The organism is Pantoea alhagi (assembly GCF_002101395.1).
Lineage (GTDB): Bacteria > Pseudomonadota > Gammaproteobacteria > Enterobacterales > Enterobacteriaceae > Mixta > Mixta alhagi.
This window is the reverse complement of record NZ_CP019706.1, coordinates 1,154,466-1,168,839: the sequence shown is the minus strand read 5'-3', so window position 1 is coordinate 1,168,839 and position 14,374 is coordinate 1,154,466. Positions and strand designations below refer to the sequence as shown.

The following is a 14,374-nucleotide window of genomic DNA, read 5'->3' as shown; positions in this document are numbered from 1 at the left end:
TGTTTCACAGTGACATAACAGAATGAGTAAACCAGCACTTTTCACAGTGCGAAAACATGAATCCTGCCCCACCTGTGGGGCAAATCTTGTTATTCGCTCCGGAAAGCATGGTCCTTTTCTTGGCTGTTCACATTACCCAGAGTGTGACTATGTCCGCCCCCTGAAAAATCAGACGGATGGGCATATTGTTAAAGTTCTGGAAGGGCAACACTGTCCGCTGTGCCAGGCTGATCTGGTATTACGGCAGGGGCGTTATGGCATGTTTATCGGCTGTAGCCGCTATCCTGAATGTGAGCATACTGAAGTGATCGATCGCCCAGATGAAACCTCTATTGCTTGCCCACAGTGCGAGCAAGGGCATCTGGTACAACGGCGTTCGCGTTTTGGTAAGAGTTTTCACGCCTGCGATCGTTATCCTGATTGCCAGTTTGCAGTGAATTTCACGCCAAAAGAGGGAACGTGCCTGTATTGTCATTTCCCCTTATTAATCGAAAAAAAGACAGCACAAGGTTTGAAACGTTTTTGCGCCAGCAAAGCGTGCGGTAAACCCGTTGATGCAGGAAACAGAAGTGAATAAAGAAATCATTCCCGGAACAGTTGGCTGGTGTGTTGAACAACTTCAGCAGCAAGCGGTTATTGCCTATCCCACAGAGGCGGTATTTGGTCTGGGTTGCGATCCGGACAGTGAAGAAGCCGTTATGCAGTTACTGGCGTTCAAGCAGCGTCCGGTAGAGAAAGGGTTAATTTTAATTGCCGCTGATTATCAGCAGCTTATGCCCTATATTGCCGACCATGAACTTTCTGTCACGCAGCGCGAAAAAATGTTTGCCTCCTGGCCTGGCCCGGTAACCTGGGTATTGCCAGCGCTACCGCATACGCCACGCTGGTTAACAGGGCGTTTCGATACGCTGGCGGTACGGGTCAGCGATCATCCTGCAGTACAGGAACTTTGCCGTCAGTTTGGTAAACCTCTGGTTTCAACCAGTGCTAACCTGAGCGGCCAGCCTCCTTGCCGTAACGTTACAGAAGTTGTGCAGCAGTTTGGCGATAGTTTTCCTGTATTACAGGGTGAAACCGGTGGCCGGCTTAATCCTTCTGAGATTCGCGATATTATCAGCGGCGATATTATTCGTCAGGGATAGGATATGGATAACTTCGTGGTTATTGGCAACCCGATTGCTCACAGCAAGTCGCCTTTGATCCACCATGAATTTGCGAAACAGACGGGCATTGAGCATCGTTATGGGAGATTGCTCGCACCGCTCGATAGCTTTGCTGCAAGTTTGCATGACTTCTTACGCCAGGGCGGGAAGGGAGCCAATGTGACGTTACCGTTTAAGCAGCAGGCTTATGAGCTTGCTGATGTGCTAACGGAGCGGGCAGCGTTGGCGGGGGCCGTCAATACCTTATACATGCGTCAGGATGGAAAATTAGTGGGAGATAATACTGACGGGATCGGTTTATTGAGCGATCTGGAACGATTATCTTTTATTAAGCCTGGCGATAATATTCTGTTAGTGGGCGCTGGCGGCGCGGCGCGCGGCGTCATTTTGCCCTTGCTTTCCTTTGGATGCTCTCTGACATTAACAAATCGCACTCCAGCACGAGCCAACGAGCTGGCCGCTATTTTTGCACATACCGGCGAAATTGAAGCGTTAGCCATGACGGAGTTGGCAGGCAAAAAGTTTGATCTGATTATCAATGCTACCTCCAGTGGCGTTGATGGTGCTGTCCCGGCGCTGCCCGCTTCACTCATTACTCCCGGCACGCGCTGCTACGATATGTTTTATCAGCAGGCAGCGACACCTTTCCTGAACTGGTGTCAGCACGCAGGCGCAACGGCTACGGCAGATGGAATAGGCATGTTGGTGGGGCAGGCGGCACATGCTTTCCTGCTTTGGCATGGCATATTACCGGACGTCGCGCCAGTACTGAGTCGCTTGCAGGCGGAGTTGGCATCATGAATCAGGCGATTCAGTTTCCCGACAGAGAAGAGTGGAATGAGACACGCCGGGCCGTCTGTTTTCCCGCCATGGTGAACGGCTTTCAATTAACCTGTGCAATTAAAGGGGAGCTACTTTGCCAGCGGTTCGGCAAAGGCGAACCGCTGGATCTTTTCCGTGCTAACCGCTGGGATCTGGAAGATCAGGCGCAAGAGCTAATAGAAGCTCATAAAGAAGATGATGAGGGCTGGATCTGGCTTTCCTGATCCAGATAGTCATCTTTCCAGGTGACATAATTGTTTGCGGAATAGCGTAACCCTTCGATCTCTTTTTCATTTAGCGGGCGGATTTGTTTAACCGGGCTGCCAAGATAGAGGTAGCCTTTTTCGAGTCGCTTACCTGGCGGGACCAGGCTGCCTGCGCCGATCATCACGTCATCTTCTACTATCACACCATCTAAAAGAATCGAACCCATGCCAACCAGCACACGGTTGCCAATAGTGCAGCCATGCAACATCGCTTTGTGACCGACCGTCACATCTTCTCCGATGATAAGAGGAAAGCCTTCCGGACGTGCGGCTGATTTATGCGTCACATGTAAAACGCTGCCATCCTGAATATTGCTGCGTTTACCGATAACCACGCTATTCACATCTCCCCGTATCGCCACTAATGGCCAGATACTGACATCATCTTCCAGCGTTACATCACCAACGACTACGCTGGTGGCATCAACCATCACACGATTACCTGTACGGGGAAAAAAATGCTTATAAGGACGTAAAGCAGTAGTCATGATATTGCTCCTTTGATGTGAGGTCATGCAGCGTAGCGAATAAGAGATGAAACCATCTTTGATATTGTGCGGTAATTTTAAGCCGATCGCATAAGATCACAGCGAAAAGAATGAAAAGTCAGCAACCGGCAAAAAAGATCGAAAAAAGGCTTGTGCAATGAATTCGGATCCCTATAATGCGCCTCCATCGACACGGCACAACGGCTTACGCCACGCGGTGTTGAGCGGTTCAGCGAAGTCTGAATCGCCGGAGAAAAACTTCTGAAAAAAGGGGTTGACTCTGAAAGAGGAAAGCGTAATATACGCCACCTCGCGACAACGGCACGAAGCGCCGGTCGCACTGCTCTTTAACAATTTATCAGACAATCTGTGTGGGCACTCACGGACGGGATATCGCAAAAACTATTGCAGTATCAAGTCTCAGAGTGAACACGTAATTCATTACGACGTTTTTCTCGAGCATCAGACTTTTAAATTGAAGAGTTTGATCATGGCTCAGATTGAACGCTGGCGGCAGGCCTAACACATGCAAGTCGAACGGTAACAGGGAGCAGCTTGCTGCTCTGCTGACGAGTGGCGGACGGGTGAGTAATGTCTGGGGATCTGCCCGATGGAGGGGGATAACCACTGGAAACGGTGGCTAATACCGCATAACGTCGCAAGACCAAAGTGGGGGACCTTCGGGCCTCACACCATCGGATGAACCCAGATGGGATTAGCTAGTAGGTGAGGTAACGGCTCACCTAGGCGACGATCCCTAGCTGGTCTGAGAGGATGACCAGCCACACTGGAACTGAGACACGGTCCAGACTCCTACGGGAGGCAGCAGTGGGGAATATTGCACAATGGGCGCAAGCCTGATGCAGCCATGCCGCGTGTATGAAGAAGGCCTTCGGGTTGTAAAGTACTTTCAGCGGGGAGGAAGGGAGCAAGGTTAATAACCTGGTTCATTGACGTTACCCGCAGAAGAAGCACCGGCTAACTCCGTGCCAGCAGCCGCGGTAATACGGAGGGTGCAAGCGTTAATCGGAATTACTGGGCGTAAAGCGCACGCAGGCGGTCTGTCAAGTCGGATGTGAAATCCCCGGGCTCAACCCGGGAACTGCATTCGAAACTGGCAGGCTAGAGTCTTGTAGAGGGGGGTAGAATTCCAGGTGTAGCGGTGAAATGCGTAGAGATCTGGAGGAATACCGGTGGCGAAGGCGGCCCCCTGGACAAAGACTGACGCTCAGGTGCGAAAGCGTGGGGAGCAAACAGGATTAGATACCCTGGTAGTCCACGCCGTAAACGATGTCGACTTGGAGGCTGTGAGCTTGACTCGTGGCTTCCGGAGCTAACGCGTTAAGTCGACCGCCTGGGGAGTACGGCCGCAAGGTTAAAACTCAAATGAATTGACGGGGGCCCGCACAAGCGGTGGAGCATGTGGTTTAATTCGATGCAACGCGAAGAACCTTACCTGGCCTTGACATCCACGGAATTCTGCAGAGATGCGGAAGTGCCTTCGGGAACCGTGAGACAGGTGCTGCATGGCTGTCGTCAGCTCGTGTTGTGAAATGTTGGGTTAAGTCCCGCAACGAGCGCAACCCTTATCCTTTGTTGCCAGCGATTCGGTCGGGAACTCAAGGGAGACTGCCGGTGATAAACCGGAGGAAGGTGGGGATGACGTCAAGTCATCATGGCCCTTACGGCCAGGGCTACACACGTGCTACAATGGCGCATACAAAGAGAAGCGACCTCGCGAGAGCAAGCGGACCTCATAAAGTGCGTCGTAGTCCGGATCGGAGTCTGCAACTCGACTCCGTGAAGTCGGAATCGCTAGTAATCGTGGATCAGAATGCCACGGTGAATACGTTCCCGGGCCTTGTACACACCGCCCGTCACACCATGGGAGTGGGTTGCAAAAGAAGTAGGTAGCTTAACCTTCGGGAGGGCGCTTACCACTTTGTGATTCATGACTGGGGTGAAGTCGTAACAAGGTAACCGTAGGGGAACCTGCGGTTGGATCACCTCCTTACCATGCTGAATCCCGACCGTGAAGTGCTCACACAGATTGTCTGATAGAAGTAATGAGCAGTAAAACCCCGGCAGGCTTGTAGCTCAGGTGGTTAGAGCGCACCCCTGATAAGGGTGAGGTCGGTGGTTCAAGTCCACTCAGGCCTACCAAATTCTTTCTCAAGCTGCGTTATACGCCCGGTCGTTTACCACAGTAAACTTCCCGAACGTACGCCTTGCCTGAAAAAGAATTTCGGTTCTTCGCGGGTTTTACAACACATCTGGGGCTATAGCTCAGCTGGGAGAGCGCCTGCCTTGCACGCAGGAGGTCAGCGGTTCGATCCCGCTTAGCTCCACCATCAACCGCTGGTTGATGAACACTCCAGAGTGCATTTGCGAATGTACTGTGAAGTTTTGCTCTTTAACAATCCGGAAACAAGCTGAAAATTGAAAACGGAACAACTTTATTGTTGTTCACGATTCTCTCAATTCTCGCACTCACGAGTGTCGCAAGACGCTTGCGGGTTGTGAGGTTAAGCGAATAAGCGTACACGGTGGATGCCCTGGCAGTCAGAGGCGATGAAGGGCGTGCTAATCTGCGATAAGCGCCGGTAAGGTGATATGAACCGCTATTAACCGGCGATACCCGAATGGGGAAACCCAGTGCAATCCGTTGCACTATCATGTCATGAATACATAGTGGCATGAGGCGAACCGGGGGAACTGAAACATCTAAGTACCCCGAGGAAAAGAAATCAACCGAGATTCCCTGAGTAGCGGCGAGCGAACGGGGAACAGCCCAGAGCCTGAATCAGCATGTGTGTCAGTGGAAGCGTCTGGAAAGGCGCACGGTACAGGGTGACAGTCCCGTACACGAAGATGCATGTGCTGTGAGCTCGATGAGTAGGGCGGGACACGTGGTATCCTGTCTGAATATGGGGGGACCATCCTCCAAGGCTAAATACTCCTGACTGACCGATAGTGAACCAGTACCGTGAGGGAAAGGCGAAAAGAACCCCGGCGAGGGGAGTGAAACAGAACCTGAAACCGTGTACGTACAAGCAGTGGGAGCCTACTCGTTAGGTGACTGCGTACCTTTTGTATAATGGGTCAGCGACTTATATTCTGTAGCAAGGTTAACCGTATAGGGGAGCCGTAGGGAAACCGAGTCTTAACCGGGCGTTAAGTTGCAGGGTATAGACCCGAAACCCGGTGATCTAGCCATGGGCAGGTTGAAGGTTGGGTAACACTAACTGGAGGACCGAACCGACTAATGTTGAAAAATTAGCGGATGACCTGTGGCTGGGGGTGAAAGGCCAATCAAACCGGGAGATAGCTGGTTCTCCCCGAAAGCTATTTAGGTAGCGCCTCGTGAACTCATCTCCGGGGGTAGAGCACTGTTTCGGCTAGGGGGCCATCCCGGCTTACCAACCCGATGCAAACTGCGAATACCGGAGAATGTTATCACGGGAGACACACGGCGGGTGCTAACGTCCGTCGTGAAGAGGGAAACAACCCAGACCGCCAGCTAAGGTCCCAAAGTCATGGTTAAGTGGGAAACGATGTGGGAAGGCCCAGACAGCCAGGATGTTGGCTTAGAAGCAGCCATCATTTAAAGAAAGCGTAATAGCTCACTGGTCGAGTCGGCCTGCGCGGAAGATGTAACGGGGCTAAACCATGCACCGAAGCTGCGGCAGCAACACTGTGTGTTGTTGGGTAGGGGAGCGTTCTGTAAGCCGCTGAAGGTGGACTGTGAGGTCTGCTGGAGGTATCAGAAGTGCGAATGCTGACATAAGTAACGATAAAGCGGGTGAAAAGCCCGCTCGCCGGAAGACCAAGGGTTCCTGTCCAACGTTAATCGGGGCAGGGTGAGTCGACCCCTAAGGCGAGGCCGAAAGGCGTAGTCGATGGGAAACGGGTTAATATTCCCGTACTCGGTGTTACTGCGAAGGGGGGACGGAGAAGGCTATGTTGGCCGGGCGACGGTTGTCCCGGTTTAAGCGTGTAGGCTGACTTTCCAGGCAAATCCGGAAAGTTAAGGCTGAGGCGTGATGACGAGGCACTACGGTGCTGAAGCAACAAATGCCCTGCTTCCAGGAAAAGCCTCTAAGCATCAGGTAACAACGAATCGTACCCCAAACCGACACAGGTGGTCAGGTAGAGAATACCAAGGCGCTTGAGAGAACTCGGGTGAAGGAACTAGGCAAAATGGTGCCGTAACTTCGGGAGAAGGCACGCTGGCGCGTAGGTCGAGGGACTTGCTCCCCGAGCCGAAGCCAGTCGAAGATACCAGCTGGCTGCAACTGTTTATTAAAAACACAGCACTGTGCAAACACGAAAGTGGACGTATACGGTGTGACGCCTGCCCGGTGCCGGAAGGTTAATTGATGGGGTTAAGGGCAACCTGAAGCTCCTGATCGAAGCCCCGGTAAACGGCGGCCGTAACTATAACGGTCCTAAGGTAGCGAAATTCCTTGTCGGGTAAGTTCCGACCTGCACGAATGGCGTAATGATGGCCAGGCTGTCTCCACCCGAGACTCAGTGAAATTGAACTCGCTGTGAAGATGCAGTGTACCCGCGGCAAGACGGAAAGACCCCGTGAACCTTTACTACAGCTTGACACTGAACATTGAGCCTTGATGTGCAGGATAGGTGGGAGGCAGTGAAGTGCGGACGCCAGTTCGCACGGAGCCATCCTTGAAATACCACCCTTTAATGTTTGATGTTCTAACCTGGCGCCGTAATCCGGCGTGGGGACAGTGTCTGGTGGGTAGTTTGACTGGGGCGGTCTCCTCCCAAAGTGTAACGGAGGAGTACGAAGGTCAGCTAATCACGGTCGGACATCGTGAGGTTAGTGCAATGGCATAAGCTGGCTTGACTGCGAGAGTGACGGTTCGAGCAGGTGCGAAAGCAGGTCATAGTGATCCGGTGGTTCTGAATGGAAGGGCCATCGCTCAACGGATAAAAGGTACTCCGGGGATAACAGGCTGATACCGCCCAAGAGTTCATATCGACGGCGGTGTTTGGCACCTCGATGTCGGCTCATCACATCCTGGGGCTGAAGTAGGTCCCAAGGGTATGGCTGTTCGCCATTTAAAGTGGTACGCGAGCTGGGTTTAGAACGTCGTGAGACAGTTCGGTCCCTATCTGCCGTGGGCGCTGGAAGACTGAGAGGGGTTGCTCCTAGTACGAGAGGACCGGAGTGAACGCACCGCTGGTGTTCGGGTTGTCATGCCAATGGCACTGCCCGGTAGCTAAGTGCGGAAGAGATAAGTGCTGAAAGCATCTAAGCACGAAACTTGCCTCGAGATGAGTCTTCCCTGGGGCCCTGAGCCCCCTGAAGGGACGTTGAAGACGACGACGTTGATAGGCCGGGTGTGTAAGCGCAGCGATGCGTTGAGCTAACCGGTACTAATGACCCGTGAGGCTTAACCTTACAACGCCGGAAGCGTTTTGGGAACTGAGAGTATTTTCAGCCTTGTTGACGGATATGCGTGCGTGGCCCTGCGGGCGGCGTGCGGAAACAGAATTTGCCTGGCGGCGAGAGCGCGGTGGTCCCACCTGACCCCATGCCGAACTCAGAAGTGAAACGCCGCAGCGCCGATGGTAGTGTGGGGCCTCCCCATGCGAGAGTAGGGAACTGCCAGGCATCAAATTTAGTGTGCTGATATGGCTCAGTTGGTAGAGCGCACCCTTGGTAAGGGTGAGGTCCCCAGTTCGACTCTGGGTATCAGCACCAGTTTTATCAGGGCGGCAGTAATGTGGCCCATGCTTAAAAAGCAACAGTTTAAATAAGTCGTCTTAGACAACTTATAAAAAGATTTGCCTGGCGGCAAGAGCGCGGTGGTCCCACCTGACCCCATGCCGAACTCAGAAGTGAAACGCCGTAGCGCCGATGGTAGTGTGGGGTCTCCCCATGCGAGAGTAGGGAACTGCCAGGCATCAAATAAACGACAGAGCCTCAGCGAAAGCTGAGGCTTTTTCGTTTCTGATTATCAAAGAAATTTTTGCTGGCCGTTAATAGATATATCTCTGTTAGGCAGTTATACACTATCTACCCCAGCCCGGAGTAGAGTTCCAAACTGGCTTAATGAATAACCTGCGATAAAAACATACGCGTACGCTCTGATTTAGGATGCGCGAAGAATTCTTCAGGGGGTGCCTGTTCTACAATCTCCCCGCGATCCATAAAGATCACCCGATCGGCTACGGTACGGGCAAAGCCCATCTCATGCGTAACGCAAAGCATCGTCATACCATCTTCTGCCAGACCAATCATGGTATCCAAAACCTCTTTTACCATTTCAGGATCAAGCGCTGATGTCGGCTCATCGAACAGCATAATTTTAGGCTTCATACAAAGTGAACGAGCAATCGCTACCCGCTGCTGCTGACCGCCAGAAATCTGTCCGGGAAATTTATGAGCATGTTCAGCGATACGAACCCGCTCCAGGTAATGCATCGCCAACGCCTCAGCCTCTTTTTTGGGCGTCTTTCGCACCCAGATTGGCGCAAGGGTACAGTTCTGCAGCACTGTCAGGTGCGGGAAAAGATTAAAATGCTGGAATACCATGCCGACTTCAGTACGGACTTTTTCAATATTGCGCAGGTCGTTATTTAAATGAATGCCATCCACAATGATTCGTCCCTGCTGATGCTCTTCAAGATGATTAATGCAGCGGATTGTCGTTGATTTTCCGGAGCCGGAAGGGCCGCACAGCACGATACGTTCACGCGGTTTTACCGTAAGATTAATATTTTTCAGCACATGAAACTGCCCGTACCACTTGTTCACATTTTCAAGCGTAATCATTGTATCTGCAGAATGAGTCACAGGTTTCATTAGAATATTCCTTAATGTGCTTTACGCCCGGTGTTAAAACGGTTCTCAAGGTGCTGACTGTAACGTGACATACCGAAGCAAAAGATCCAGTAAACCAGCGCAGCAAAAACGTAGCCTTCAGTCGACATACCGAGCCAGGCTGGATCGACAGTAGCCTGCTGTACGCTACTGAACAGATCAAACAGACCGATAATGATGACCAGACTGGTATCTTTGAACAGGGCGATAATGGTATTGACCAGGCCAGGGATGGTGAGTTTGAGGGCCTGAGGAAGAATAATTAACAGTTGGGTTTTCCAGTAGCCGAGCGCCAAAGATTCCGCCGCTTCAGTTTGTCCTTTTGGCAACGCCTGTAATCCGCCGCGTACCACTTCTGCAACATAGGCCGACTGAAAGAGAATAACGCCCACCAGGGCCCGTACCAGCTTATCTATCGATGTTCCCTCAGCCATAAACAGCGGCAGCATAACGGATGACATAAACAGTACGGTAATCAGGGGCACGCCGCGCCAGAACTCAATGAAAATCACTGACAGTGCCCGTACCACCGGCAGGGTGGAGCGGCGTCCCAGAGCCAGTAAAATGCCCAGCGGTAAAGCGCCGGCAATCCCAACAGCTGCAATAATCAACGTCAGCGTTAAACCACCCCATTGACGCGTTTCTACGCGCTCAAGGCCAAACAGACCGCCATAGAGCATCAGCCAGACAAAAAGGGGAAATACCATAGCCCAGACGGCAATATAGCGACCACGGCGTGGCATCCGCCTGATAAACATCGGTATAAGAGAAAGCAGCCCGATGATTAATGTAATATTGATACGCCAGCGCAGTTCATGCGGATAAAGCCCATACATAAACTGGCCAAAACGGGCGTGAATAAATACCCAGCATGCCCCTTCTTTTGTACAGTCGGCACGGCTTTCGCCAAACCAGTTAGCCTGGAAAATCAACCAGTTCAGCGCAGGCGGAATAACGCTCCATATAATCCATAAGCAGAGCAAAGTCAGCAGCGTATTGAACCAGCTGGAAAACAGATTTTTATGTGCCCAACGCGACATGCGCATAACAACATTTGTCGGGACGGGAGACGGATCGTGTGTGGTTACTGTCATGGTAAGTCGTACCTTTTAACGTTCAACCAGAGCGATTTTGCGGTTGTAGATGTTCATAAGCAGCGAGATCAACAGGCTGATTGTCAGATAAACCGCCATCGTCATGGCAATCGTCTCTATTGCCTGGCCGGTCTGGTTAAGAACCGTGCCGGCAAACAGCGAAACCATATCGGGATAGCCGATGGCAGCCGCCAGCGAGGAGTTTTTTACGATATTCAGATACTGGCTGGTTAGCGGTGGAATAATGACCCGCATCGCCTGCGGAAGGATGACCTGTCGCAAGCTAACCGGATTAGGCAAACCCAACGACATGGCAGCTTCATGTTGTCCATGCGGTACTGACTCAATGCCTGAACGGATCACCTCGGCGATAAACGAAGAGGTATAAATAGAGAGCGCCAGGGTGAGCGCAGCCAGTTCAGGTATCAATACAAAACCGCCACGAAAGTTAAAACCACGCAGTGCAGGAATATCCCAGTGCATCGCCGCGCCGAACAGCAAATGGGCGATCAGCGGTAAAATAACCAGCATTGCCACAGCTGCGGGCCAGGTGCGGCGTAGCCTGCCGGTTTTCAGCTGATAGTTGCGATTAAAACGAAACAGGGCAACGGTAGCGATAGTGGCCAACAGCAGGGCAACGATAAAAGGCCACGTCCCTGGAGCATACTCCGGCCAGGGAATATAAAGCCCGCGATTACTGATAAACGCCAGATCTAAAGCATTCAGCGCCTGTCTGGGCCCGGGCAAATTTCGCAGCACGGCGAAGTACCAGAAGAATATTTGCAGCAGCGGCGGAATATTACGGAAGGTTTCGATATAGAAGGTTGAGATTTTACGCAGCAGCCAATTATCAGAAAGGCGCGCCAGGCCGATAAAAAAGCCCAGTACGGAAGCAAAAACAATACAAAGCGCAGAGACCAGCAGCGTATTGGTTAAGCCAACCAGAAAAACACGCGCATAGGTATCACCATCAGAATACTCGATAAGGTGCTGAACAATCCCGAAGCCAGCGCTGCGTTCCAGGAAGCCGAAGCCGGAGGTAATGCCCCGGTTGGCCAGATTGAGAACGGTATTATGGATGAGGTATCCCACTACGGCGAAAACGGCGACAACGGCGAAAATCTGGTAAAGCCAGGCGCGAACCGCAGGATTAGAGAATGAAAAGTCCCTTTTCACGGTTGGGCGTTGAGACATGATCGACCTCAAAAGCGAAAATTCTGGCGAGGGCACCGTAAGCGGTGCCCGGTGTACTGGCAGGAATTAACGTACGGGAGGTGCGTACTGGATGCCGCCATCTTTCCAGAGCGCGTTTTGCCCACGCGCTATTTTAAGCGGGCTATCTTTACCTACGTTGCGATCGAAACTCTCCTGATAGTTGCCGACCTGCTTGATGATGTTATAAGCCCATTTATTATCCAGCTTCAGATCCTTACCGAAATCGCCTTCTGAACCCAGCAAATGTGCCATATCCGGCGTGCTGGGTTTGGCCGCCATTTGGTCGACGTTTTTCGAGTTAATACCCATCTCTTCGGCATTCAGCATGGCATAGAAAGACCATTTTACGATAGTGAACCAGTCATCATCGCCTCGACGAACAACCGGGCCAAGCGGTTCTTTTGAAATCACTTCAGGCAGGACAATAAATTCGTCAGGCTTGCCCAGCTTGATGCGCAAGGCATAGAGCTGTGACTGATCGGAAGCCAGCGTATCGCAGCGACCGCTGTCGAGCGCCTTCGCTGACTCATCGGAGCGATCGAAGGTAACGGGCGTGTACTGCATCTTGTTCGCTTTAAAGTAATCCGCCACGTTTAGCTCGGTGTCGGTCCCGGCCTGGATACATACGGTGGCGCCATCAAGCTCTTTCGCGCTTTTCAGCCCGGCTTTGTTATGGGTAAGAAAGCCGATGCCGTCATAGTAGTTGACGCCAGCAAACAGGAAGCCCATACCGCCGTCGCGTGAGGATGTCCAGGTGGTGTTGCGCGATAAAATATCAACTTCGCCCGATTGCAAGGCAGTAAAGCGCTCTTTAGCGGTAAGCGGGGTATATTTTACTTTGGTTGCGTCGCCAAATAGCGCGGCGGCGGTGGCCCGGCACAAATCGACATCCAGCCCGGTAAATTTACCGTTGGCATCAGCATAGGAAAATCCTGGCAGGCCATCGCTAATCCCGCACTGAATAAACCCTTTCTTTTTAATGGCGTCAAGCGTAGCGCCGGCATGAGCCTGATTTGCGATAGCCAGCAGCGACGCGGTAGCTAACACAGCGGAAAGCATCGTTTTATTCATAAATCATCCTGTGTGGCGTGATCATATCGTTATGGGGTGACGAGCGCTTGTGCTGCGCTTTTCCTGTCTGCGGCGGTTAGCCATTCACAACTGTGCAAAGAGAGTGCCAGAGTTGCAGGATCCTGGTTCTTTGTAGAAAAGCGATTAATAACGGAAGGTAACGGAAAAGTTTGGCTACTATCGCGCACCAGTATGAGGCGACGTAAGGTGTGGCGATCACAAAGAGTGCAAAGAGTTAAAGAGGATGACTGGAATGTGAACTGGCGCGCACATTACACCTGTGCCGCGATCTGCATAAAAAAAGCCCGTTAGTGTTACCACTAACGGGCTTTCATCGATCGGGTTAACTAATAGAGTGAGGCAGTGCCTACCGGACGGGTTTTAAAACGACGGTGTAGCCATAGATATTGGCTTGGTGCGCGCAGAATTTCCCGTTCAATAATTTTATTCATATAGGCAGCGGCAGCCTGTTCATCTTCCAGCGGATAGTTTTCCAGCTCTGGCTGAATAACCAGTTCATATCCCTGGCCACGCTCTTTACGAATCAACACCACGGTGATCATCGCCGGTTTCGCCATGCGGGCCAGCATAAAGGTACCGTTAGTGGTCGCCGCCTGCGGAACCGCAAAAAGCGGAGCAAATACGCTGCCTTTCGGGCCGTAATCCTGATCGGGAGCAAACCATACGGCCTCGCCTTGCTTAAGCGCTTTTACCATACCGCGCAGGTCACGACGGTCGATCATGGCTTTATTAGAGCGCATACGGCCTTTGGTTTGCACCCATTCCATCAGTTTGTTGTTATGCGGGCGGTACATCGCCATCATCGGCTGACACAGGCCCATCGTGCGGCCGCCCAGCTCCAGCGACATAAAATGCACGCCAATAATCAGCGCGCCGCGTTTGTTTTTCTGTGCTGCCTGGAGGTTATGTAAACCATTGACGGTAAACCAGCGCTTCACGCGTGCGTCGGACCAAAACCACGCCATGCCGGTTTCCATCAGGCCCATACCTAACGATTCGAAATTATGGATGATGCGTTGTTCCAGCTCGGATGAGCTAAGATCAGGGAAGCAGAGCTCTAAATTACGACGTGTAATACGTACCCGGCGCGGCAAAAAGCGCATCGAGGTACGACCCATCCAGACACCCAGCTTCTCAAGCAGCGGAAAGGGAAGCTGAACCAACAGAAACAGAACGCCAAGACCAAACCAGGTAAGCCAGTGGCGGGGATGCAGCATATCAAGGGTAAAACGTGGTGATGATTTCATGACGCTCTCATATGCGTAAAAAAAAGATGTAACGCATAAAGATGGCAATCAGTCGCGGTACAGTTTCTCAGACAACGATGGTAAACAGAAGTTAGGCCGGGCAGGCCAGATTTACAAAAAACGGACAATTCTTG

General features: G+C 51.9%; 10 protein-coding genes, 3 tRNA genes and 4 rRNA genes. 11 read left to right on the top strand and 6 right to left on the bottom strand.

The genetic code is table 11. The features are described from left to right. Window positions 1-22 precede the first annotated feature (22 nt). From B1H58_RS05445 to B1H58_RS05430, 4 genes are read left to right on the top strand one after another with little or no spacing between them, the layout of a single operon-like run. On the top strand, window positions 23-577 hold the full coding sequence (locus tag B1H58_RS05445; RefSeq protein WP_085068432.1) for a DNA topoisomerase family protein: 555 nt from the start codon (window positions 23-25) through the stop codon (window positions 575-577). Beyond that, on the top strand, window positions 570-1,142 hold the full coding sequence (tsaC, locus tag B1H58_RS05440) for an L-threonylcarbamoyladenylate synthase type 1 TsaC (RefSeq protein WP_418304140.1): 573 nt from the start codon (window positions 570-572) through the stop codon (window positions 1,140-1,142). Before B1H58_RS05445 ends, tsaC begins: the two co-directional genes overlap by 8 nt. A 3-nt stretch (window positions 1,143-1,145) precedes the next feature. Continuing rightward, window positions 1,146-1,964: a shikimate dehydrogenase gene (aroE, locus tag B1H58_RS05435; RefSeq protein ID WP_085068428.1), complete on the top strand. Its 819-nt coding sequence runs from the start codon at window positions 1,146-1,148 to the stop codon at window positions 1,962-1,964. Continuing rightward, window positions 1,961-2,209 carry a DUF1488 family protein gene (locus B1H58_RS05430; RefSeq protein WP_085068426.1) on the top strand — a complete coding sequence of 83 codons (249 nt, stop codon included), beginning with the start codon at window positions 1,961-1,963 and terminating at the stop codon, window positions 2,207-2,209. The genes aroE and B1H58_RS05430 overlap by 4 nt, the downstream gene beginning before the upstream one ends. Here the strand turns inward: B1H58_RS05430 and B1H58_RS05425 are convergent. After that, entirely contained in the window at window positions 2,170-2,739 is a 570-nt protein-coding gene (locus tag B1H58_RS05425; protein ID WP_085068424.1) for a gamma carbonic anhydrase family protein, read from the bottom strand. The two genes, B1H58_RS05430 and B1H58_RS05425, sit on opposite strands and share 40 nt — an antisense overlap. A gap of 472 nt (window positions 2,740-3,211) precedes the next feature. Here B1H58_RS05425 and B1H58_RS05420 point away from each other — a divergent pair. From B1H58_RS05420 to rrf (B1H58_RS05390), 7 genes are all read left to right on the top strand, one after another. Next, a 16S ribosomal RNA gene (locus B1H58_RS05420) occupies window positions 3,212-4,753 on the top strand. Between the two features lie 72 nt (window positions 4,754-4,825). Beyond that, window positions 4,826-4,902 (top strand) — tRNA-Ile (locus B1H58_RS05415). A gap of 112 nt (window positions 4,903-5,014) precedes the next feature. Continuing rightward, window positions 5,015-5,090: transfer RNA gene (locus tag B1H58_RS05410), tRNA-Ala, on the top strand. A 172-nt stretch (window positions 5,091-5,262) separates the two neighbouring features. Further along, window positions 5,263-8,167: ribosomal RNA gene (locus tag B1H58_RS05405) — 23S ribosomal RNA — on the top strand. Between the two features lie 97 nt (window positions 8,168-8,264). Beyond that, window positions 8,265-8,380, top strand: a 5S ribosomal RNA gene (rrf, locus tag B1H58_RS05400). Window positions 8,381-8,394: 14 nt separating this feature from the next. Continuing rightward, window positions 8,395-8,470, top strand: a tRNA-Thr gene (locus B1H58_RS05395). Window positions 8,471-8,556: 86 nt separating this feature from the next. Next, window positions 8,557-8,672 (top strand): 5S ribosomal RNA (rrf, locus tag B1H58_RS05390). Together the 16S, 23S and 5S rRNA genes with 3 tRNA genes alongside form the textbook arrangement of a ribosomal RNA operon. 146 nt (window positions 8,673-8,818) lie before the next feature. On the opposite strand, the gene B1H58_RS05385 is transcribed toward rrf (B1H58_RS05390), so the two are convergent. From B1H58_RS05385 to lpxP, 5 genes are all read right to left on the bottom strand, one after another. Beyond that, the gene (locus B1H58_RS05385) at window positions 8,819-9,574 is read right to left on the bottom strand and encodes an amino acid ABC transporter ATP-binding protein (protein WP_085068423.1); all 756 of its coding nucleotides are present in this window, start codon (window positions 9,572-9,574) and stop codon (window positions 8,819-8,821) included. A gap of 11 nt (window positions 9,575-9,585) precedes the next feature. Beyond that, window positions 9,586-10,686, bottom strand: a complete 1,101-nt coding sequence (locus B1H58_RS05380; protein ID WP_085068421.1) for an amino acid ABC transporter permease — start codon at window positions 10,684-10,686, stop codon at window positions 9,586-9,588. 15 nt (window positions 10,687-10,701) lie between these two features. Then, window positions 10,702-11,880 (bottom strand): amino acid ABC transporter permease, encoded by a 1,179-nt coding sequence (locus B1H58_RS05375; RefSeq protein ID WP_085068419.1) that lies wholly within the window; start codon window positions 11,878-11,880, stop codon window positions 10,702-10,704. A 66-nt stretch (window positions 11,881-11,946) separates the two neighbouring features. Further along, on the bottom strand, window positions 11,947-12,972 hold the full coding sequence (locus B1H58_RS05370) for an amino acid ABC transporter substrate-binding protein (RefSeq protein WP_085068417.1): 1,026 nt from the start codon (window positions 12,970-12,972) through the stop codon (window positions 11,947-11,949). 347 nt (window positions 12,973-13,319) lie between these two features. Then, window positions 13,320-14,240 (bottom strand): kdo(2)-lipid IV(A) palmitoleoyltransferase, encoded by a 921-nt coding sequence (gene lpxP, locus B1H58_RS05365; RefSeq protein ID WP_085068415.1) that lies wholly within the window; start codon window positions 14,238-14,240, stop codon window positions 13,320-13,322. Between the last annotated feature and the right edge of the window lie 134 nt (window positions 14,241-14,374).